General features: G+C 68.0%; 20 protein-coding genes and 1 tRNA gene. 15 read left to right on the top strand and 6 right to left on the bottom strand.

Annotated elements, in window-relative coordinates:
* Window positions 1-21: 21 nt before the first annotated feature.
* Window positions 22-615: a glutathione S-transferase family protein gene (locus HSX14_RS08960; protein ID WP_173173704.1), complete on the bottom strand. Its 594-nt coding sequence runs from the start codon at window positions 613-615 to the stop codon at window positions 22-24.
* A 156-nt stretch (window positions 616-771) separates the two neighbouring features.
* Between HSX14_RS08960 and HSX14_RS08965 the strand changes: the two genes are divergently transcribed.
* From HSX14_RS08965 to HSX14_RS08995, 7 genes are all read left to right on the top strand, one after another.
* Window positions 772-1,353 carry a TetR/AcrR family transcriptional regulator gene (locus HSX14_RS08965; protein ID WP_173173707.1) on the top strand — a complete coding sequence of 194 codons (582 nt, stop codon included), beginning with the start codon at window positions 772-774 and terminating at the stop codon, window positions 1,351-1,353.
* A 108-nt stretch (window positions 1,354-1,461) separates the two neighbouring features.
* On the top strand, window positions 1,462-2,622 hold the full coding sequence (locus HSX14_RS08970; RefSeq protein WP_173173709.1) for a DUF5610 domain-containing protein: 1,161 nt from the start codon (window positions 1,462-1,464) through the stop codon (window positions 2,620-2,622).
* Between the two features lie 46 nt (window positions 2,623-2,668).
* A complete protein-coding gene (locus HSX14_RS08975) occupies window positions 2,669-2,908 on the top strand; it encodes a glutaredoxin family protein (protein ID WP_173173711.1) in 240 nt (79 codons plus the stop codon).
* Between the two features lie 193 nt (window positions 2,909-3,101).
* Entirely contained in the window at window positions 3,102-3,578 is a 477-nt protein-coding gene (locus tag HSX14_RS08980) for a MarR family winged helix-turn-helix transcriptional regulator (RefSeq protein ID WP_173173713.1), read from the top strand.
* Complete coding sequence (locus tag HSX14_RS08985) at window positions 3,571-5,052, top strand: efflux transporter outer membrane subunit (RefSeq protein ID WP_173173715.1); 1,482 nt, start codon at window positions 3,571-3,573, stop codon at window positions 5,050-5,052. Before HSX14_RS08980 ends, HSX14_RS08985 begins: the two co-directional genes overlap by 8 nt.
* A gap of 14 nt (window positions 5,053-5,066) precedes the next feature.
* A complete protein-coding gene (locus HSX14_RS08990) occupies window positions 5,067-6,254 on the top strand; it encodes an HlyD/EmrA/EmrK family protein (RefSeq protein WP_173173718.1) in 1,188 nt (395 codons plus the stop codon).
* Window positions 6,255-6,264: 10 nt separating this feature from the next.
* Complete coding sequence (locus HSX14_RS08995) at window positions 6,265-7,800, top strand: DHA2 family efflux MFS transporter permease subunit (RefSeq protein ID WP_230428044.1); 1,536 nt, start codon at window positions 6,265-6,267, stop codon at window positions 7,798-7,800.
* Between the two features lie 140 nt (window positions 7,801-7,940).
* On the opposite strand, the gene HSX14_RS09000 is transcribed toward HSX14_RS08995, so the two are convergent.
* From HSX14_RS09000 to mobA, 3 genes are all read right to left on the bottom strand, one after another.
* Window positions 7,941-8,017: transfer RNA gene (locus HSX14_RS09000), tRNA-Pro, on the bottom strand.
* 185 nt (window positions 8,018-8,202) lie between these two features.
* A complete protein-coding gene (locus tag HSX14_RS09005) occupies window positions 8,203-8,424 on the bottom strand; it encodes a YgdI/YgdR family lipoprotein (protein WP_021219560.1) in 222 nt (73 codons plus the stop codon).
* An 84-nt stretch (window positions 8,425-8,508) separates the two neighbouring features.
* Window positions 8,509-9,096 carry a molybdenum cofactor guanylyltransferase MobA gene (mobA, locus tag HSX14_RS09010; protein ID WP_173173722.1) on the bottom strand — a complete coding sequence of 196 codons (588 nt, stop codon included), beginning with the start codon at window positions 9,094-9,096 and terminating at the stop codon, window positions 8,509-8,511.
* Between the two features lie 72 nt (window positions 9,097-9,168).
* Here mobA and moaB point away from each other — a divergent pair, with 72 nt between their 5' ends.
* The gene (gene moaB / locus HSX14_RS09015; RefSeq protein ID WP_173173724.1) at window positions 9,169-9,708 is read left to right on the top strand and encodes a molybdenum cofactor biosynthesis protein B; all 540 of its coding nucleotides are present in this window, start codon (window positions 9,169-9,171) and stop codon (window positions 9,706-9,708) included.
* Entirely contained in the window at window positions 9,705-10,919 is a 1,215-nt protein-coding gene (locus HSX14_RS09020) for a molybdopterin molybdotransferase MoeA (protein WP_173173725.1), read from the top strand. The genes moaB and HSX14_RS09020 overlap by 4 nt, the downstream gene beginning before the upstream one ends.
* Window positions 10,920-11,113: 194 nt before the next feature.
* On the opposite strand, the gene gliR is transcribed toward HSX14_RS09020, so the two are convergent.
* Window positions 11,114-12,136, bottom strand: coding sequence for an AraC family transcriptional regulator GliR (gene gliR, locus HSX14_RS09025; RefSeq protein WP_173173726.1), 1,023 nt, complete (start codon window positions 12,134-12,136; stop codon window positions 11,114-11,116).
* Window positions 12,137-12,268: 132 nt separating this feature from the next.
* Between gliR and HSX14_RS09030 the strand changes: the two genes are divergently transcribed.
* From HSX14_RS09030 to HSX14_RS09040, 3 genes are read left to right on the top strand one after another with little or no spacing between them, the layout of a single operon-like run.
* On the top strand, window positions 12,269-13,864 hold the full coding sequence (locus HSX14_RS09030) for an FAD-binding oxidoreductase (protein ID WP_173173728.1): 1,596 nt from the start codon (window positions 12,269-12,271) through the stop codon (window positions 13,862-13,864).
* A gap of 2 nt (window positions 13,865-13,866) precedes the next feature.
* Window positions 13,867-15,444 (top strand): glycerol-3-phosphate dehydrogenase/oxidase, encoded by a 1,578-nt coding sequence (locus HSX14_RS09035; RefSeq protein ID WP_173173731.1) that lies wholly within the window; start codon window positions 13,867-13,869, stop codon window positions 15,442-15,444.
* Window positions 15,445-15,460: 16 nt separating this feature from the next.
* Window positions 15,461-17,020: an FGGY-family carbohydrate kinase gene (locus HSX14_RS09040; protein ID WP_173173733.1), complete on the top strand. Its 1,560-nt coding sequence runs from the start codon at window positions 15,461-15,463 to the stop codon at window positions 17,018-17,020.
* A 132-nt stretch (window positions 17,021-17,152) separates the two neighbouring features.
* Here HSX14_RS09040 and HSX14_RS09045 read toward each other — a convergent pair whose 3' ends face one another.
* Window positions 17,153-17,851 (bottom strand): pirin family protein, encoded by a 699-nt coding sequence (locus HSX14_RS09045; RefSeq protein WP_173173735.1) that lies wholly within the window; start codon window positions 17,849-17,851, stop codon window positions 17,153-17,155.
* A 210-nt stretch (window positions 17,852-18,061) separates the two neighbouring features.
* On the opposite strand from HSX14_RS09045, the gene yegS reads away from it, so the two are divergent.
* From yegS to HSX14_RS09060, 3 genes are all read left to right on the top strand, one after another.
* Window positions 18,062-18,967 (top strand): lipid kinase YegS, encoded by a 906-nt coding sequence (gene yegS, locus HSX14_RS09050; protein WP_173173737.1) that lies wholly within the window; start codon window positions 18,062-18,064, stop codon window positions 18,965-18,967.
* Between the two features lie 130 nt (window positions 18,968-19,097).
* Window positions 19,098-20,024 carry a chemotaxis protein CheV gene (locus HSX14_RS09055; protein WP_173173739.1) on the top strand — a complete coding sequence of 309 codons (927 nt, stop codon included), beginning with the start codon at window positions 19,098-19,100 and terminating at the stop codon, window positions 20,022-20,024.
* 83 nt (window positions 20,025-20,107) lie between these two features.
* Window positions 20,108-20,911 carry an MOSC domain-containing protein gene (locus HSX14_RS09060; protein WP_173173740.1) on the top strand — a complete coding sequence of 268 codons (804 nt, stop codon included), beginning with the start codon at window positions 20,108-20,110 and terminating at the stop codon, window positions 20,909-20,911.
* Window positions 20,912-20,977 lie beyond the last annotated feature (66 nt).

Consider the following 20,977-nt stretch of genomic DNA (forward strand, 5'->3'; position numbering starts at 1 on the left):
TCCTTGCAGTGGCGGAGGTGTTCAGAGGCGGGGCAGTTCGACGTAGCCGGGCAGGGCGCGGATGCGGTTGCACCACTGGCGGATGTGCGGGTAGGGCGCGAGTTCCACGCCGCCTTCCTCGGCCAGCGCCAGGTAGGGGTACAGCGCGACGTCGGCGATGCTGGGGGCCGCGCCCTCGGCCAGCCAGGCGTGGCTGCCCAGTTGCAGCTCGACCACGGCCAGCACCTGGCGCGCCTTGGCCTGGGTGGCCTCGAGGTCGCCCGGGCGGCGGAACAGCTTGATCACCCGTGCGCTGGCCGGGCCGTGATGCAGTTCGTTGGCGGCGAAGCTCAGCCAACTGGCGATGCGTCCCTGTTGCAGCGCGTCATCGGGCAGCCAGTCGGGCGCATGGCGGCGTGCCAGGTAGACGAGGATGGCTTGGGAGTCCACCAGCGCCTGGCCATCTTCCACCAGCACGGGCACCTGGCCACGGGGATTGAGGGCGAGGAATGCCGGTTGCTTCTGTTCACCGGCGGCCAGGTTGACCGTGACGATCTCGGCGCGCTGGCCGATCAGGCCGAGGAACAGACGGACCTTGTAGCAGTTGCCGGAAAGCGGGAAGTCATGGAGCTGCATGGGGGAGACCCTGGTTGTGGTTGTGCGGCTGGATATTAGACAGACAGGTCTGTATATTTCAAGCGCCAACCGCGTCGCGTGCCTCGCAGGCCGATGCGATGCGGGTTTGAGCCGGTGCGGGCGGATACGCATAATGCGCCGGTCAGGAGGTTCCACATGGCTTCGAGCAAACGCGATCAGTTGATCGACACTGCCATCGCGCTGTTCTACCGCGACGGTTTCCACGCCACCGGCATTGATCGCATCCTCGCGGAATCCGGGGTGGCGAAGATGACGCTGTACAAGCACTTCAAGTCCAAGGAAGAGCTGATCGAGGCGGCGCTGCGCCAGCGGCTGGAGCCGAGCCGCCAACTGATGGCCTGGGCGCTGGAGAACCTGTCGCCGGCGGCGGCGATCCTTGCCGTCTTCGATGGCCTGCACCATTTGCTCCACGGCAGCGAGTTCTTCGGTTGCGCCTTTGTCAACGCCGCTGCCGAGTTCCATGACCGCGAGCACCCGATCCACCGCGTCGCCGCACTGCACAAGGCCAATGCCGAGCAGCACTTCCGCTCGGCGCTGGAGCGCCTGCAGGTCTCGGAGCCCGAGCGTCTCGCGCGGCAGCTTCAGTACCTGATGGAAGGGGCGATCACCATGGCCCACATGCAGGGGCCCGCGCAGCAGGCGCTGGAGGCCAGGGACGCGGCTGCCGTGCTGCTGCAGGCGGCGGGTGTCGCTGTATCGGGCACGCCGAACTCCTGACGTCAATATCGGTCGCTGCCGTCCATCGGCGGGTGATGGATTCGTTCTCAAGGTTTCCCGGGGGATGCCGTCAAATCGGTGTACATCCGATTTTCCGGGACTGCCGCTATGAAGACTCTCGATTCCCTGGCTTCCGCAACCACGCGCCCGAGTTATCTGAACAAGATCGACAGCGCGACCCGTAATGCCACCAACGCGCAGAACGTGCTGACCAACCGCGTCGCCCAGCGCCTGGGTGTCGAGCCCGGCAGCCTGGCCGGCAAGACCCAGGACGACTACACGCCCGACAAGGTGGCCGGGCGCATCCTCGACTTCGTCGGGGGCCGCATCCAGGCCGAGGCGGCCAAGGGCGCCGACCCCGAGAAGCTGCAGAAGATGCTCGACCAGGCCCGCGAAGGCGTGGAGAAGGGCTTCGCCGAGGCGAAGAAGATCCTCCAGGGCCTGGGTGTGCTGGGCGGCAAGATCGCCAGCGACATCGAGGACACCTTCGGCAAGATCCAGGACGGCCTCGACAACCTGGCCAGCTCCCTCGGCCTGGATGGCAAGACACCGAGCACCGGCACTTCCGGCAGCACGGGCGTCGGCAGCTCCAGCCAGAGCTTCTCCGCGCGTTCCTCGACCTTCGACATGGAGGTGACCACCAAGGAAGGCGACAAGGTGAAGATCTCCATCGCCCAGGCCTCGGCCGACTGGTCGAAGAGTTCCTCGACGAGCTCCGGCAAGGACGGCAACAGCGCCACCAGCGTCAAATCCGAATCTGGCAGCCTGCAGATCGGCGGCTGGAAGGTGCAGGTGGACGGCGACCTCAACGACGACGAGAAGGCCGCGCTCAACGACCTGCTCGACCAGGTGCAGGACATCTCCAGCAAGTTCTATTCGGGCGACCTCAACGGCGCCTTCGACCGCGCCCTGGCCCTGGACATGAACGGCGACCAGCTGGCCTCGATGTCGCTCAACCTGACCCAGACCACGGTCAAGGCCACCAGCACCTACGGCTCCGTGGCCCAGGAGGGTGGCCAGCCGGCCAGCGCGGTGAACACCTCGCTGCAGGACTATGCCAAGGGCATGCTCGAGGCGCTGAGGAACGCCGCCAAGCTCTCCGACGACCCGAAGGGCACGCTGCAGGACCTGCTCAACGGCGGCTTCTCGCTCAACGAGCGCCTCAGCGACAACCAGCTGGACAAGGCCCAGGCCTTCAACAGCAAGCTGCTGGACGGGCTGCAGAACCTGCTGCCGGCCACCGCCAGGGACGACTCGGCCCAGGCCTGAGGCGTGCTAGAATCCGCGCCTTTCCTGATTGGCGAGGCGCGTGGCGATGCTCCCCGAATGCAGCCTGTTCGGCACCCTGGGTTGCCATCTCTGTGAAGTGGCGGAGGGCGTGCTTATGCCCTTCGTCGAGCATGGCCTGATGGTCGAGCTGATGGACATCGCCGACCGCGAGGAATGGATGGACGACTACGCCCTGCGCATTCCCGTGCTGCGTCGCTGCGATACCGGTGCCGAGCTGGACTGGCCCTTCGACGCCGCCAAGGTCGCCGCCTTCCTCGAACACTGACCGCTGGTCGGTTGCCTCCCCCAAGCCTTTCCCGCTTCACGGGTCACCGCGCCCCGTGCTGACTGCTTTCCTGCCGATCAATCCCCCTTTCAGGGAACGGATTGTCGATCCAATGCAACAGTGAATGCCTTGCCAAATGTTTCATCGCTCGTATGATTGCCCAGTCAGTTACTGCCTAGGCAGATATTAGCCAATGAAGCACTACAGCCCCGCCGACTACCCCTTCACCGGCTCCATCGGCCAGTACATCGGGCGTTCCGCGCTGCTCAAGGACCGCCTGCTCGACCGTTACCTGGCGCCCCTGGACATCACTTCCGCCCAGTTCAAGGTGCTGATGTTCATCTACATGGACCGCGCCAACACCCCGGCCGACCTGTGCCGCGAGCTCTCGGTGGACAGCGGCTCCATGACCCGCATGCTCGATCGCCTGGAGAAGAAGGGCCTGCTGCTGCGCAAGCCCTGCCCGGAGGATCGCCGCAGCGTGCGCCTGGCCCTCAGCGAGGACGGCCTGCGCATCAGCCGGCAGATGCCGGAGATCGTCGCCGACGCCATGAACGAACTCACCAGCCCGCTGACCAGCGAGGAACTCCGCACCCTGGTGGGCCTGCTGGGCAAGATCCTGCAAGGGCGCGACCCGTGCGCGCCGCTCGGAGCGACCGACCATGAATGAATACCGCCGCACGGCCCGCCTGGGGCGTAGCGCCCTGGTGCTCGGCGCCGCCCTGGCGCTGGCCGCCTGCGCCAGCTCCAGCGGCCTGGAGCCCGAGGGCAGGACTCTCGATGCCGCCGCCCTGGAGGCCGGGCGCAGCCTGGCGGGCACGCCTCTCAGCGCCGCCGCCTGGCCGCGCCAGGACTGGTGGAAGCAACTGGGTGACGCCCAGCTCGACGCCATGATGGACGAAGCCCTTACCGGGTCACCGGACCTGCAGGTGGCCACCGCCCGTACCCGCAAGGCCCTGGCCGAGGCCCAGGCGCAGGACGCCGCGCGCATGCCCAGCGTCAATGCCAGCGCCAGCTATTCCGGTGCCCGCGCGCCGGAGAGCGTGGTGCCCGCGCCCATCGGCGGCAGCTATGCGGCCGTGAAGTACCTGTCCCTTGGGTTCAGCTACGACATCGACCTCTGGGGCGGCCAGCGCGCCGCCTGGGAAGCCGCGCTCGGCCAGGCCCGCGCCGCCGAGGTGGACCAGCAGGCCGCGCGCCTGAACCTATCCGCCAGCGTCGCCCGCGCCTACAGCCAGCTCGCCTACGCCTTCGTCGCCCGTGACCTGGCCGAGGAGGAGCTCAAGCGCTCCGAGCACCTCTACAACCTCAGCAAGCAGCGCCTGGCCGCCGGCCTGGACAGCAAGGTGCAGCTGCAGCAGAGCGAGGCCCAGCAGGCTGCCGCACGCCAGCAACTGCTGGCCGCCGAGCAGCAGATCGACAGCGATCGCATCACCCTCGCCGTGCTGCTGGGACAGGGCCCCGACCGTGGCCAGCGCATCCAGCGTCCCGCTGTCCTGCAGCCCGCCGCCCTGGCGCTGCCGTCGGACCTGCCGGCCGAGCTGCTCGGCCGCCGCCCGGATTTGATCGCCGCGCGCTGGCGCGTCGAGGCGGCGAGCAAGGGCATCGAATCGGCCAAGACCGGCTTCTATCCCAACCTCAACCTCAGCGCCATGGTCGGCCTCGCCGCCCTGAGCAGCGGCGACCTGTTCAAGGGTGACAGCCGCTTCTACCAGGTGGCGCCGGCCATCTCCCTGCCGGTGTTCGACGGCGGCCGCCTGCGCGCCAACCTGGCGGGCGTGGATGCCGACTACGACCTGGCCGTGGCCCAGTACAACAAGACCCTGGTGGCCGCCCTCGGCGAGGTCAGCGACGACCTCAGCCAGCTGCGCTCACTGGCGCAGCAGATCGAGGTGCAGCGCCAGGCCCGCGATATCGCCAAGTCGAACTACGACCTCGCCATGCGCCGCTACGGCGAAGGCATCGGCAACTACCTGGACGCCCTCAGCGTCGAGCAGCAGTTGCTGGTCACCGAACGCCAGCTGGCCAGCCTGGACGTCCAGCAGATCGACACCTCCGTGCGCCTGGTGCAGGCCCTCGGCGGTGGCTTCCAACCCGAACCGACTCCGCTCGCCCAGGGCGCCCGCCCGGCTGCCGCTGAATGAACGAGGCACAGACCATGACCACCCAGACTTCGGAAACCGCCGTCCAAGGCAACCCCAAGCGCAAGCGGATGCTCCTCATCCTGCTCGCCGTGATTCTCATCGTCGCCGCCCTTGCCTTCGCCTGGGAGCAGCTCTTCGGCCGCTGGAGCGAGCACACCGACGACGCCTACATCGGCGGCAACGTGGTGCAGATCACCCCGCAGACCGTGGGCACCGTCACCAGCATCGGCGCCGATGACGGCGACCTGGTGCACGAAGGCCAGGTGCTGGTGCAGTTCGATCCGAGCGACGCCGAGATCGGCCTGCAGCAGGCCGAGGCCAACCTCGCGCGCACCGTGCGCCAGGTGCGCGGGCTCTACAACAGCGTGGATGGCTACAAGGCCGAGGTGGCGGCGAAGAAGATCGCCCTGCAGAAGGCCCGGGCAGACTTCGACCGCCGTCGCAACCTGGCCAAGGATGGCGCGATCTCCCAGGAGGAACTGGCCCACGCCCGAGACGCCCTGGATTCCGCGCAGAGCGCCCTGACCAGCGCCGAGCAGCAGCTCAATACCAGCCGCGCGCTGGTGGACGACACTGTGATCGCCTCCCACCCTGACGTGAAGGCCGCTGCCGCCACCCTGCGCCAGGCTTACCTGGAAGACGCCCGCGCCACCCTGGTGGCACCGGTCACCGGCTACGTCGCCAAGCGCACCGTGCAGCTCGGCCAGCGCGTGCAGCCCGGCACCGCGCTGATGGCGGTCATCCCCCTGGACCAGGTGTGGATCGACGCCAACTTCAAGGAAACCCAGCTGAAGAACATGCGCATCGGCCAGCCGGTGGAGATCGAGTCCGACCTCTACGGCGGCGACGTTAAGTACAGCGGCACGGTGGACAGCCTGGGCGTCGGCACCGGCAGCGCCTTCTCCCTGCTGCCGGCGCAGAACGCCACCGGCAACTGGATCAAGATCGTCCAGCGCGTACCGGTGCGCATCCGCATCAACCCCGAGCAGCTCAAGGAGCACCCGCTGCGCATCGGCCTGTCGATGAACGTCAAGGTCGACCTGCACGACCAGAGCGGCCCGTCCCTGGCGCAGCAGGCACCGAAGAAGCCGCTGTTCGCCACCGACGTGTACCAGCGCCAGCTGGCGGAAGCCGACCAGTTGATCGAGCAGCTGATCCACGCCAACGGCCCGGATGCCACCCACAAGACCGCGCAGCGCTGAGACTGCGACCATGAGCGATAACGCAGCAGCCAGCTTCACCCCGCCGAACCTGGTGCTGGCCACCATCGGCCTGTCGCTGGCGACCTTCATGCAGGTGCTCGACACCACCATCGCCAACGTGGCGCTGCCGACCATCGCCGGCAACCTGGGGGTGAGTTCGGAGCAGGGCACCTGGGTGATAACCTCCTTCGCGGTGAGCAACGCCATCGCCCTGCCGCTGACCGGCTGGATGAGTCGTCGGGTGGGCGAGGTGCGCCTGTTCATCGGCGCCGCGCTGCTGTTCGTGCTGGCGTCGTTCCTCTGCGGCGTGGCCCAGTCGATGAACAGCCTGGTGGGCTTCCGCGCCCTCCAGGGCTTCGTCGCCGGGCCGCTGTACCCGATCACCCAGACCCTGCTGCTGTCGATCTATCCACCGGCGAAACGGGGCATGGCCCTGGCGCTGCTGGCGATGGTGACGGTGGTGGCGCCCATCGCCGGGCCCATTCTCGGCGGCTGGATCACCGACGACTTCAGCTGGCCGTGGATTTTCTTCATCAACCTGCCCATCGGCCTGTTCGCCGCCTTCGTGGTCTACCAGCAGTTGCGCAAGCGGCCGGTGGCGCTCAAGCGCGAGCCCATGGACTGGATGGGGCTGGCGACCCTGGTGATCGGTGTCGGGGCGCTGCAGATCGTGCTCGACAAGGGCAACGACCTGGACTGGTTCGAGTCGGACTTCATCGTCGGCGGCACGGTCATCGCCGTCATCGCCCTGGCGGTGTTCATCATCTGGGAGTTCACCGACCGCCACCCCATCGTCAACCTGCGGCTGTTCCGCCATCGCAACTTCAGCGCCGGCACCCTGGCGCTGGTGGGCGGCTACGCGGCCTTCTTCGGCATCAACCTGCTGTTGCCGCAGTGGTTGCAGACCCAGCTCGGCTACACCGCCACCTGGGCCGGCCTGGCGGCGGCGCCCATCGGTCTGCTGCCGGTGATCATGTCGCCGTTCGTGGGGCGCTATGCGCAGAACTTCGACCTGCGCGTGCTGGCCAGCCTGGCGTTCTTCGCCATCGGCGCCAGCTGCTTCATGCGGGCGTCCTTCACCACCGAGGTGGACTACCTGCACATCGCCCTGGTGCAGCTGTTCATGGGCTTCGGCGTAGCGCTGTTCTTCATGCCCATCCTCAGCATCCTGCTCTCGGACCTGCCGCAGAACGAGATCGCCGACGGCTCGGGCCTCGCCACCTTCCTGCGGACCCTGGGCGGCAGCTTCGCGGCCTCGCTCACCACCTGGATCTGGATACGCCGCGCCGACCAGCACCACGCCTACCTCACCGAGCACATCAGCACCTACGACCCGGGCACCCGGCAGGTGCTGGAGCAGATGGGCGGCATGAGCCAGCAGAACGCCGCGTCCCTGGACCACATCGTCACCGGGCAGGCGTACATGATGTCGACCATCGACTACTTCACCATGATCGGCTGGGTCTGCATGGGACTGATCCTGCTCATCTGGCTCGCCAGGCCGCCGTTCGGCGCCAAGCCCGGCGCCGCGGCCAACGCCCATTGATGGAGGAGGATCGAGCGTAGCGACGCCCTGTACGACAGAGCCCGATGCCTGTGCATCGGGCTTCTTTTTTGCGGAAGGAGAGGGGGGGCTTTTTCGCAGGCAATAAAAAACCCGCCTATCAAGGCGGGTTTTTCGGGATTTGGTCGGAGCGACTGGATTCGAACCAGCGACCTTCTCGTCCCGAACGAGACGCGCTACCAAGCTGCGCTACGCTCCGTGGAATGAGCGCGCATTCTACAGAAAACTTTTTGGTCGACAAGGGGTTAGCTGAAATTTTTTTAGCGGGCAGGGCTGCCGCGGTGTCCAGGGCGCTGCCCATGGCGGGGCGGAAAAAACGAAGCCCGCCGCAAGGTGGCTTGCGGCGGGCTTGGCCGGGCGACCGCGAAGGTCGCCGGGTGGGGCTCAGAGTTCCTTGATGGTGCGGACCTGGTCCTTGTTGACCTTGGCGCGCTTGCCGTCGAGTTGCTCGAACTCGTAGAAGCCGGAGTCATCGTCGTAATCGGGCTTGTCCACGGCCTGGATCTCGCGGCCGTCGTTCAGGGTGATCACGGTGGGGGACGAGCAGCCGGCCAGGGTGACCAGGCCGAGCGCGAGCACGAATGCGGGAATGATCCGCTGGTTCATCTTCCATCTCCTTGATGAATGAACGGGAGGTTCTCGGGCTCTGACGGAAAACCGGCCGGCAAAGTTCCGGAAGCCCGCTGCAATTCATGCCGACCCGCGCGGAGTCTCCAGCAGGTCCGGGGTGTTCAGGTTGGCCAGGCGTGGGTCGCCCACCGGGCATTCCACGGCGATCGGGTCGAGGGTGCGGAGGATGCGCTGGGGGCTGCGCTCGCCGGACTGCCAGGCGTGCTCGATCTGCGGCAGAAGCGTGCGCGGCAGCACGCTGAACAGCGGTTCCCAGAAGCCGCCCTGGTGCAGCATCACCGGGCGGTCGCCGGCCTCGCGCAGCAGCGCATCGAGCAGCGCGGCGTCCACCAGCGGCGCATCGCAGGGCAGTACCAGCAGGTGCGCGTGGCGTGCGGCGGCGAGGCCCGCGCGGATGCCCGCCAGCGGGCCGGGGTAGTCGGGGCTCTCGTCCGCCACCAACTGGTCCGCCCACTGCGCATAGCGCTCGGCGTTGCGGTTGCAGGAAATGATCAGGTCGTCGGTGAGCCCGCGCGTCGCGGCGTGCAGCCAGGCGATCAGCGGCCGCCCACGCCACTCCACCAGGCCCTTGTCACGGCCGCCCAGGCGCTGGCCACGGCCGCCGGCGAGCAGCAGGACAGAGCAGGGAAGGGGGGCGTTGCCGGGCATGGGCGGGCTCTCGGGACGGGGCGGCGCTGTGATATAACACCGGGCATTCTGTCCTACAACTGGAAGCCTGCCATGAACCACAAGGCCGAGGCGGTATTCGTGCCGCTCGATATCGCCGTCCTCACCGTCAGCGACACCCGCAGCCTGGAGACCGACACCTCCGGCCAGCTCTTCGTCGACCGCCTCACCGCCGCCGGCCACCGCCTCGCCGCCCGTGTGCTGCTCAAGGACGACCTGTACAAGATCCGCGCCCAGGTGGCGACCTGGATCGCCGAGGATCAGGTCCAGGTGGTGCTGATCACCGGCGGCACCGGTTTCACCGGCCGCGACAGCACCCCCGAGGCCATCGCCTGCCTGCTGGACAAGCAGGTGGACGGCTTCGGCGAGTACTTCCGGCAGATCTCGGTAGCCGACATCGGCACCTCCACCATGCAGTCCCGCGCCCTGGCCGGCCTCGCCAACCGCACCCTGGTGTGCAGCGTCCCGGGTTCCACCAACGCCTGCCGCACCGCCTGGGACGGCATCCTCGCCGAGCAGCTGGACAACCGTCACCGCCCTTGCAATTTCGTGCCGCACCTGACCCGCGTCGACGCCTGCGAGAGCCGCGGATGAGTGGCTGCGACCACCCCGGCCTGATGCCGGTGGAGGAGGCCCAGGCGCGGCTGCTGAAGCTGGCCGGGGAGGCCCCGATCCGCGAGCAGGAGGACGTCGCCCTGGCCGATGCCGATGGGCGCGTGCTGGCCGAGCCGCTGGTGGCCGGGCTCGACCTGCCGCCCTGGGACAACAGCGCGATGGATGGCTACGCGCTGCGCCTGGCCGACTGGACCGGCGAGCCGCTGGTGGTCAGCCAGCGCATCCAGGCGGGCAGTGCCCCCGGCCCGCTGCAGCCGGGAACCTGTGCGCGCATCTTCACCGGCGCGCCCTTGCCCGAGGGCGCCGACACGGTGGAGATGCAGGAGAACGCCGAGGTGCTCGACGATGGCCGCGTGCGTTTCCTCGAAACCCTCAAGGCGGGGCAGAACGTACGCCCCAAGGGCCAGGAGACCCGTACCGGCGAAACGGTGCTGGACGCCGGCACCCTGATGGGCCCCATCGAGATGGGCCTGGCCGCCACCCTGGGCGTCGCGCGCCTGCAGGTGCGCAGGCGGCCCCGCGTGGCCGTGCTCTCCACCGGCGACGAACTGGTGGCGCCGGGCCAGCCGCTCGGCCCGGGGCAGATCTACAACAGCAACCGCACCCTGCTGATCGCCTGGCTGCGTCGCCTGGGCTGCGAGGTGGTCGATGGCGGCATCCTCGCCGACGACCTGGAGCTGACCCGCAAGGCCCTGGGCGAGTTGACCGGCGTCGACCTGATCCTCTCCACCGGCGGGGTGTCCGTCGGCGAGGCGGATTTCCTCGGCGTGGTCCTGCGTGAAGCGGGCGAGCTGGCGCTGTGGAAACTGGCGATCAAGCCGGGCAAGCCGCTGACCTTCGGTCATTTCCAGGGCGTGCCGGTGATCGGCCTGCCGGGCAACCCGGCATCCACCCTGGTGACCTTCGGCCTCTTGACCCGGCCCTACCTGCTGCGCCGCCTCGGCGTGGACAAGGTCGCGCCCCTGGGCTTCCCGGTACCGGCCGGCTTCACCTGGAGCAAGCCGGGCAACCGCCGCGAATACCTGCGCGCCCGCCTCGAAAACGGTCGCGCGGTGATCTACCGCAACCAGAGCTCCGGCGTCCTGCGCAGCGCCGCCTGGGCCGAAGGCCTGGTGGAAGTGCTCGAAGGCACCACCCTGGCCGAAGGCGACGCCCTGCGCTTCATCCCCCTGAGCGAACTACACGCCTGAACCCTGCAGCCCGGACTTCGGCCCGGGTTGCAGGCGAGTACCCGGGCTGAAGCCCGGGTTACATCAGCAGGTGTGTTGTCGTGTGTTGCGCCAGGCATCGAACGTAGGTCGGTTGCAACCCGACAGCTCAACTCGACCCCTCTTGCGGATTTCACCCACCGTACATGCCGATCGCTGCACATGCCGGGTGCGGATTAACCCTGTCGCTTAGCCTCGCGGTATTCCCCCGGGGTCTGCCCGGTCCAGGTCTTGAAGCTGCGGTGGAAGGAGCGTGACTCGGTGAAGCCGAGGTAGCTGGCGATGTCCTGGATGGCCAGGTCGCTGCGCAGCAGGTAGTGCTCGGCGAGTTCCTGGCGCAGTTCGTCGAGGATCTGCTGGTAGCTGGTGCCGGCCTGCTGCAGGTGGCGCTGCAGGGTGCGCACCGTCATGTGGAATTTTTCCGCGACCCGCTCCTTGCGCGGCAGGCCGTCCTTGAGCAGCAAGCGCAGGGCGTTCTTCACCCGTTGCGGCAGCGGCTCGTCCTGGTCCAGCCCGGCCATCAGCGCCAGGGCGTGCTCTTCCAGGGTGCGCAGCAGGTTGGCGTCGGCCTGGCGCAGGGGCACGCCGAGGTATTCCAGGGGTACCAGCAGGGCGTTGCAGGTCTGGCCGAAGCGGACCGGGCAGCCGAAGACCTCCTCGTAGTCCTCCAGTCGGGTGCCGGCGGGCTGGGCGTGCTCGAACCAGACCTCGCGGGGCGAGCGCTCCATGTCGGCGATCCAGCGGGCGTAGAGCAGCCAGGAGGCGAGCACGTTTTCCACCATGTGGCGGCGGATCTCCGGGGCTTCGTGGCGGCAGTTCCAGATCAGGCGGATGTGCTCCTCGGCAGCCTCGATGCGGCTGGTGCCCATGTCGCCCACCAGTTTCTCGTAGGGGACGATGCGGCTCATCGCCTCGCCCAGGGTGGCGCAGTTCATGGTGATGTAGCCGAGCACGCTCCACGAGCCCGGCTGCACGAAGCGCGCGGAATGCAGGCCGAACAGCGGGTCGCCGGAGACCGCCATCAGGTGCTCCAGCAGGCGCTCGTGGGCCTCGCTGGGCATGCGCTTGCCGTTGTCGGCCAGCTCCTCGGCGCGGATGCCGGCGGCGTCGAGCGCAGCGGCCACGTCCAGGCCGAGGTGCTCGGCGTGGCGCAGGTACTTGAGCAGGGCGGGGACGGATGTGTAGCCGAGGGAATCCATGGTTTCTTCTTGTTCTGAAATGTCTTGATTGGCGATAGCCACTGTCCCGATCCGACAGTGACGCCCTTGCGCGGCTGGCTAGTATAGGCACCCATTGAAAACCTCCGAAACAACTCGAACAAGGAGATGGGCATGCGACGCTGGAACGGCTGGGGCGACGAGTCGACCGTGGTGGAACTGCCGGCCAATGGCACGGATTTTCTCGCTCAGCGCGTCGGCGCCGGCCAGCGCCTGGACGATGCCACCCTCGCGCAGGTGCTGGCCCAGGTGCCGCCCTCGCGGCTGCCGCCCCACGTGCTGGTCAGCCAGGACGCCGAGGAGCGCGTGCGTCATGCCCGTGGCCAGAGCCTGCCGGACTGGCTGGCGATGCGCGAAGGCCGCTTCGAGGTGTTCCCCGACGGCGTCGCCTACCCGGAGACCGCCGAGGACATCCGCCAACTGATGGCCTGGGCGAAGAAGCACGATGTGGTGCTCATCCCCTACGGTGGCGGCACCTCGGTGGCCGGCCACATCAACCCGCAGGCCGGCGAGCGCCCGGTGCTGACGCTTTCCCTGGAGCGCATGAGCCGCCTGCTGGACCTGGACGAGCAAAGCCTGATCGCCACCTTCGGCCCCGGTGCCAACGGCCCGCAGGTGGAAAGCCAGCTGCGCGCCAGGGGCTACACCCTCGGCCACTTCCCGCAGTCCTGGGAGCTCTCGACCATCGGCGGCTGGGTCGCCAGCCGTTCCAGCGGGCAGCAGTCCCTGCGCTACGGGCGCATCGAGCAGCTGTTCGCCGGCGGCACCCTGGAAACCTTCGACGGCCCGCTGGAGCTGCCGACCTTCCCGGCATCCGCCGCGGGGCCGGACCTGCGCGAGGTGGTGCTGGGCTCCGAGGGCCGTTTCGGGGTGATCTCCGAGGTGCGCGTGCGGGTCACCCGCCTGGCCGACCAGGAAAGCTTCTACGCCGTGTTCCTGCCGAGCTGGGAGCAGGCCCTGGCAGGCATCCGCGCGCTGGCCCAGGCCCGCGTGCCGTTGTCGATGCTGCGCCTGTCCAACGCCATCGAGACCGAGACCCAGCTGGCCCTGGCCGGCCACCCCGAGCAGATCGCCCTGCTGGAGAAGTACCTGGCCTTCCGCGGTGCGCGCACCGGCAAGTGCATGCTCACCTTCGGCGTCACCGGCAACCGCCAGCAGAACGCCGTGTCGCTGCGCCAGGCGAAGAAGCTGCTCAAGGGCTTCGGCGGCGTGTTCACCGGCACCCTGCTGGGCAAGAAGTGGGCGGAGAACCGCTTCCGCTTCCCCTACCTGCGCCACGGCCTGTGGGATGCCGGCTACGTGGTCGACACCCTGGAGACCGCCACCGACTGGATCAACGTCGACACCCTGCTGAACAAGGTGGAGGCCAGCCTGCGCGAGGGGCTGGCGGAGGAGGGCGAGCGCGTCCACGTCTTCACCCACCTGTCCCACGTCTATGGCGAGGGTTCCAGCATCTACACCACCTACGTGTTCCGCCCCGGTGCCAGCTACGAGCAGGCCCTGCAGCGCTGGAGCCGGCTCAAGCGCGCGGCCAGCGAGGTGATCGCGCACAACCGCGGCACCATCAGCCACCAGCACGGCGTGGGCCGTGACCACGCGCCCTGGCTGCCGGTGGAGAAGGGCGAGCGCGGCATGGCGGTGCTCAAGGCGCTGGCCGGGCATTTCGACCCCGAGGGCCGCCTGGCCCCCGGCGTGCTGATCCAGGATTGACCATGCAGCCCTGGAACGCGGCCTGGCGCGAGCGCGCGCTGCCGGAGCTGGCGGCGCGGGACTGGGACCTGATCGTCGTCGGCGGTGGCATCACTGGTGCCGGCATCCTCCGCGAGGCGGCCAGGCGGGGCTGGAAGTGCCTGCTGCTGGAGCAGCGCGATTTCGCCTGGGGCACCTCCAGCCGCTCTTCGAAGATGGTCCACGGCGGCCTGCGCTACATCGCCAAGGGCCAGTTCGGCCTGACCCGCGACTCGGTGCGCGAGCGCCAGCGCCTGCTGGCCGAGGCGCCGGGACTGGTCGATCCGCTGAGCTTCGTCATGCCCCACCGCGGCGGCTTTCCCGGCCCCCGCGTGTTCGGCAGCCTGCTGGCGGTCTACGACGCCCTGGCCGGCAAGCGCAACCACCTCTATCACTCGCTGCAGCAATTGCGCTTCCTCACTCCCGGGCTGGATGAGGCGAAGCTGCAGGGCGGCACGCAGTTCTTCGACGCGGTCACCGACGACGCGCGCCTGGTGATGCGCGTGCTGGCCGAGGCCCGCCGCGACGGCGGCGAGGCGCTCAACGGTGTACGCGTGGTGGAACTGACCCGCGAGCAAGGCCAGGTCACCGGCCTTGTGGCGGAAGACATCGAGAGCGGCCGGCGCTTTTCACTGCGCACCCGCGCCGTGGCCCAGGCCACCGGCGCCTGGGCCGATCGCCTGCGCCTTCGCGAGGGCAGCGAGCACATCCGCCCGTTGCGTGGCAGCCACCTGCTGCTGCCCGGCTGGCGCCTGCCGCTGGCCCACGCCATCAGCTTCATGCACCCGGACGATGGCCGGCCGGTGTTCGTCTTCCCCTGGGAAGGCGCGACCGTGGTCGGCACCACCGACCTGGACCACCGCGAAGAACTGGACCTGGATGCGCGCATCAGCCCCGGGGAAGTCGACTACCTGCTGGCCGCCTGCCGCGAGCAGTTCCCGGCCGCCGCCATCGGGCGCGCAGACGTGCTCTCCACCTGGGCCGGCGTGCGTCCGGTGGTGAGCGATGGCGAAGGCTCGCTGAAGCCTTCCGACGAGACGCGTGAACACGCGCTGTGGATCGAACCCGGCTGCGTGACCCTGGCCGGCGGCAAGCTGACCACCTTCCGCCTGCTGGCGCTGGAAGTGCTGCGTGCCTGTGCGGCCTTCACCGGCCGTGCCGTGGACGATCTCGGCGCGGCGGTGTTCACCCCGGCGCCGGGAACGAGCCTGGCAGGCCTGGGGCCCCTGGGTCATCGGCGCCTGGCGGGGCGGCACGGCCCCGAGCTCGCCGCCATCGCGCGGCTGGTCGAGGCGCTGGGCAGCGATCGCGTCGGCGCCACCGATACGCTCTGGGCGGAACTCGCCTGGGCGGCCGAGGGCGAAATGGTGCTGCACCTGGACGACCTGCTGCTGCGTCGGACCCGCCTGGGCCTGTTGCTGCCTGGCGGCGGCGCGGCGCTGATGCCGCGTATCCGGGCGCTGTGCCAAGCGCGCCTGGGCTGGAGCGACGCGCGCTGGGAAGACGAGGAACGGGCCTATGCTGCGCTCTGGCAGCGCAGCTACAGCCTGCCCGCAGAATAAGAACAAGGAATCCACCGTGAGCGAGAAGAGCTACCTGCTGGCGATAGACAACGGCACCCAGAGCGTGCGCGCGCTGCTGTTCGACCTGGACGGCAACCTGGTGGGCAAGGGCAAGGTGCCGCTGGAGGCCTATTACTCCCGGCAGCCCGGCTGGGCCGAGCAGGACCCGGAGTACTACTGGTCGAGCCTCGCCGAAGCCTGCCGCCTGCTGTGGGAGTCCGTGGACATCGACCGCAGCCTGATCCGTGGCGTCTCGGTCACCACCCAGCGCGGCACGGTGATCAACGTCGACGAGCAGGGCCAGCCGCTGCGCCCGGCGATCATCTGGCTGGACCAGCGCCGCGCCGAGGTCGAGGGGCGTATCAAGGGCCCCTGGGGCTGGCTGTTCCGCCTGCTGCGCATCGAAGGCACGGTGGACTATTTCCGCGCCCAGGCCGAGGTGAACTGGGTGTCGCAGCACCAGCCGGACATCTGGCAGCGGACGCACAAGGTGTTGCTGCTGTCGGGCTTCCTCACCCATCGCCTGTGTGGCCGCTACGTGGATTCGGTGGCCTGCCAGGTGGCCTACCTGCCGTTCGACTACAAGCGCCTGGACTGGGCCTCGCCCAAGGACTGGAAGTGGCAGGCGATGCCGGTGCGCCGCGAGCAGTTGCCGGACCTGTTCAAGCCCGGCGAGCGCCTGGGCAGCATCAGCGCCGAGGCCAGCCGCCTGACCGGTATCCCCGAGGGCCTGCCGCTGATCGCCGCCGGCGCCGACAAGGCCTGCGAGGTGATGGGCTCGGGCGGGGTGGAGCCGGACACGGCGTGCCTGTCCTACGGCACCACGGCGACCATCAACACCACCCGGCGCAGCTACCTGGAGACGATTCCCTTGATCCCGCCCTACCCGGCGGCGATCCCCGATCACTTCAACACCGAGGTGATGATCTACCGCGGTTTCTGGATGGTCAGCTGGTTCAAGCAGGAGTTCGGCCTGCGCGAGATGCAACGGGCCAAGGAGCTGGGCGTGGAGCCCGAGGCGCTGTTCGATGAACTGGTCGACAGCGTGCCGCCGGGCTCCATGGGGCTGATGCTGCAGCCCTACTGGACGCCGGGTATCCGCGAGCCGGGGCTGGAGGCCAAAGGCTCGATCATCGGTTTCGGTGACGTGCACACCCGCGCGCACATTTACCGCGCCATCCTCGAGGGCCTGGCGTATGCGCTGCGCCAGGGCAAGGAGCGCATCGAGAAGCGCTCGGGCACGCCGATCAGGCGCCTGCGTGTCTCCGGTGGCGGCTCGCAAAGCGATGCGGCCATGCAGTTGACGGCGGATATCTTCGGCCTGCCGGCCGAGCGTCCGCATGTCTACGAAACCTCGGGGCTGGGCGCGGCCATCGATTGCGCGGTGGGGCTGGGGCTGCACCCGGACTTTCCCACGGCGATCCGCGCCATGACCCGTGTCGGCCAGGTGTTCCACCCGGACCCGCAGGCGCAGCGCACCTACGAGCGGCTCTACCAGGGCGTTTACCAGCGCATGTACCGGCAGCTGAAGCCGCTGTACCATAAGATCCGCGAGATCACCGGGTATCCGGCGTGATGGCGCCGCCCGGCGTCGCGGTGGTGGGCTTATCGCGAAGGAATTCGCTCCCACAGATGCGAAGGCGGTCTAGCGCGGAATGAAAAACGCCCCCGGAGCGGAACCCCGGGGGCGTTTTCGTTGCGGGCCTGATCAGGCGACGTCGACCAGCACGATCTCGGTGTCTTCGCTGGCGGTGAAGCTCAGCACCTCGACATCGCGTATCGCCACGCCATCGCGCGCCTCGGCGGCCACTCCGTTGACTTCATAACGGCCCTGGGCAGCCACCAGGTAGGCCTTGCGGCCGCTCTCCAGGCGGTATTCCGCCTGCTGGCCAGCCTTCAGGGTGGCGGCTACCAGGCGGGCGCTGGCGCGGATGGGCAGGGCATCGCTGCCCTCGTCTATGCCGCTGGCCAGGGTCACGAAGCTGCCGGCGCGCTCACCTTTCGGGAAGGGCTTGGCACCCCAGGACGGCGCGGCGCCGAACTCGGTGGGCATGATCCAGATCTGGAAGATCTTGGTCGTCTCGCCTTCCAGGTTGTACTCGCTGTGGGCGATGCCGGTGCCCGCGCTCATCACCTGCACGTCGCCGGCTTCGGTGCGGCCCTTGTTGCCCAGGTTGTCCTGGTGGGTGATCGCGCCTTCGCGGACGTAGGTGATGATTTCCATGTCCCGATGCGGGTGCGGCGGGAAGCCACTGTTGGCGGCGATCTCGTCATCGTTCCAGACGCGCAGCTGGCCCCAGTTCATCCGCGCCGGGTCGTGGTACTCGGCGAAGGAGAAGTGGTGACGGGCGTTGAGCCAGCCGTGATGGGCACCGCCGAGCTGGTTGAAGGGGCGTACTTCGATCATGGGAATCTCCTCGTTGCTCGCAGGTGGTTGGGCTCTGCGGCGTGTTGGAGGCCATTTTTCATCAAGTTCGTATCGACAAAAAGCGTAAATAATTCAACAAACAGATCGACATATTAGATATTTGTGTAATCCGTCTCTGACGCTTGTCTGAAGTTGTTCCTACGGTGCGAGGCATATACTCGACCGATTCCCCGGTGAATGGAGTGGTTCATGAGCGAGCGCAAGGCGTTGCTGATCCTGCATGGAAAACAGGCACTGAACGAGGAGGTGCGCGCAGCCGTGCAGGCGCGTCGCGATGCGGGATGGGAACTGGCGGTGCGCGTCACCTGGGAGGGCGGCGACGCCCGGCGCATCGTCGGCGAGGCGCTGGACGCCGGTTACCGGACCCTGATCGCCGGCGGTGGCGACGGCACCTTGCGCGATGTCGCCGAGGCCATGGCCCTGGCCGGGGAGGACGCGAGCCTGGCGTTGCTGCCCCTGGGCACCGCCAACGACTTCGCCCGTGCAGCCGGCGTGCCGTTGCTGCCTGGCGAGGCGCTGGCGCTGCTGGACGTGGCACCCCGGTCGATCGACCTGGGTGAGGCGGATGGGCGGCTGTTCCTCAACATGGCCACCGGCGGCTTCGGTTCGAAGATCACGGCCAACACGTCCGAGGACCTGAAGAAGGTGCTGGGCGGCGCGGCCTACTTCCTCACCGGGCTGACGCGCTTTTCCGAGGTGCATTCGGCCTTTGGGCGCTTCAAGGGGCCTGACTTCGAATGGGAGGGCGAATTCCTCGCCGTGGGCATCGGCAATGGCTGCCAGGCCGGCGGTGGCCACGTGCTGTGTCCCAATGCGCGGGTGGACGACGGGTTGCTGGAGTTGTGCATCGTGCCGGCCCCGCAGGACGTGGTGGGCACGCTCGGCACCCTGCTTTCAGGCGGCATCGGCGGGGTGGACGCGGTGTCGGTGAGTGCGCGCCTGCCCTGGGTCGAGGTGGAGGCGCCCGAGGGGCTGGACATGAATCTCGACGGAGAACCCATGGAATGCAGGCAGGTTCGCTTCAATGCGCGCCGCGACGCACTACGCTTACATCTGCCGGACGGTTCTCCGTTGTTGCAGGACGGACGGCAGTAAGCGGCTTCTGGTGCCGTCGACCCGCCTGGTGCATGATGGCGCCAGGCCATGATCGCTACAGTTATACGGCCCTTTGCCGATAACGCAGGTGCAGCCGCAGTCTGGCTCGAACATTCAACAGGAGCACGCAATGGCCGGTATTCTCGACACAGTCGATCAACGCACCCAGCTGGTTGGCGAGAACCGCCTGGAAATCCTCATGTTCCGCCTGGCCGGCCGCCAGCTGTTCGCCATCAACGTGTTCAAGGTGCAGGAAGTCCTGCAACTGCCGAAGCTGACCCTGATCCCCCAGCGCCACCCCTTCGTCTGCGGAGTGGTCAACCTGCGCGGCCAGACCCTTCCGGTGATCGACCTGTCCCGCGCCATCGGCATGCGCGCGCTGGTGCCGGATGAGCGCAGCACCATCATCGTCACCGAGTACAACCGCTCCGTGCAGGCCTTCCTGGTGGGGGGCGTGGATCGCATCCTCAACCTCAACTGGGAGTCCATCCAGCCGCCGCCCGGTGGCGCTGGTCGCCAGCACTACCTGACGGCGATCACCAAGGTGGAGGACCAGATCGTCGAGATCATCGACGTGGAGAAGGTCCTGGCCGAGATCGTGCCCATGAGCACCCGGGTGTCCGAGGAGCGCCTGAGTAATCCGCTGCTGGACAAGGCCCGTGGCCGCGAAGTGCTGCTGGTGGACGATTCCAACGTCGCCCTGACCCAGCTGCGCGAGACCCTGTCGCAGCTGGGTATCCGCACCCATTCGGCCAGCGACGGCCTCAAGGCGCTGAACCTGCTGAAGAAGTGGGCCGATTCCGGCGAGGTGATGACCGACAAGCTGCTGATGATCTTCACTGATGCCGAGATGCCGGAGATGGACGGCTACCGCCTGACCACCGAGATCCGCAACGACCCGCGCCTGCGCGACCTCTACGTGGTGATGCACACCTCGCTATCCGGCAGTTTCAACGACGCCATGGTGAAGAAGGTCGGCTGCGACAACTTCCTCTCCAAGTTCCAGCCGGACAAGCTGGTGGACGTGGTGGCTGACCGCCTGAAGAAGGATGAGTGACCTTTTTGCGAGCCGGGGTTGAGGCCCCGGCCCGCGATTCCGTATAACGGGGCCTTCGCTGACCGCCCAAGGATGCCGGCCCCATGTTGCGTCTCTCCGCCCTCTATCGTTTTCCCATGAAATCCGCCATCGGCGAACGCCTGGAGCGTGCCGAGCTCGATGGCCTCGGGCTGGCCGGCGATCGACGCTGGATGCTGGTGGATGCGAGTAATGGCCGCTTCCTCACCCAGCGCGCGCTGCCACAGATGTCGCAGCTGAGCGCGTTGTGGAACGCCGAGGGCGGCCTGACCCTGGCCACCGCCGGCCGGCCGTCGCTCGACGTGAAGCTGCCCGATCCCGACAGCGACCTGCGCGGGACCTTCATCTGGAAGGATTCCATGCGTGTACCCGATGCCGGCGATGAGGCCGCCGACTGGCTCAGCGCCTTCATCGGCAAGCCCACCCGCCTCGTGCATGTGCCCGAAAAACGCGCCCGGGATATTCCCGGGAGCCTGCTGCCGGAGGAGAAGGTCGGTTTCGCCGATGGCTTCCCGCTGCTGCTGATCGGCCAGGCCTCGCTGGATGATCTTTCCAGCCGCGTTGGCCGTCCGCTGGAGATGCTGCGCTTCCGTCCCAACCTGGTGGTGGAAGGCGGCGCGCCCTTCGCCGAGGACGAGTGGAAGCGCATCCGCATCGGCGGCGTCGAGTTCAGCGTCGCCAAGGGCTGCACCCGTTGCATCCTCACCACCATCGACCCCGCCACTGGTGAACGCAGCCCCGACCGCGAGCCCCTCACCACCCTCAAGACCTACCGTGAGCGCGAGGGCGAGGTCTATTTCGGCCAGAACCTGATCAACCGTTCCAACGGCACGCTGGAGGTGGGAATGGACGTCGAGGTGCTGGAGTAACCCCGCAGCGGATTTCATCCAGGAAACGAAACGGGCGCCACTTGGGCGTCCGTTTGCATTCCAGCG

The organism is Pseudomonas tohonis, assembly GCF_012767755.2.
Classification (GTDB): Bacteria; Pseudomonadota; Gammaproteobacteria; order Pseudomonadales; family Pseudomonadaceae; genus Metapseudomonas; species Metapseudomonas tohonis.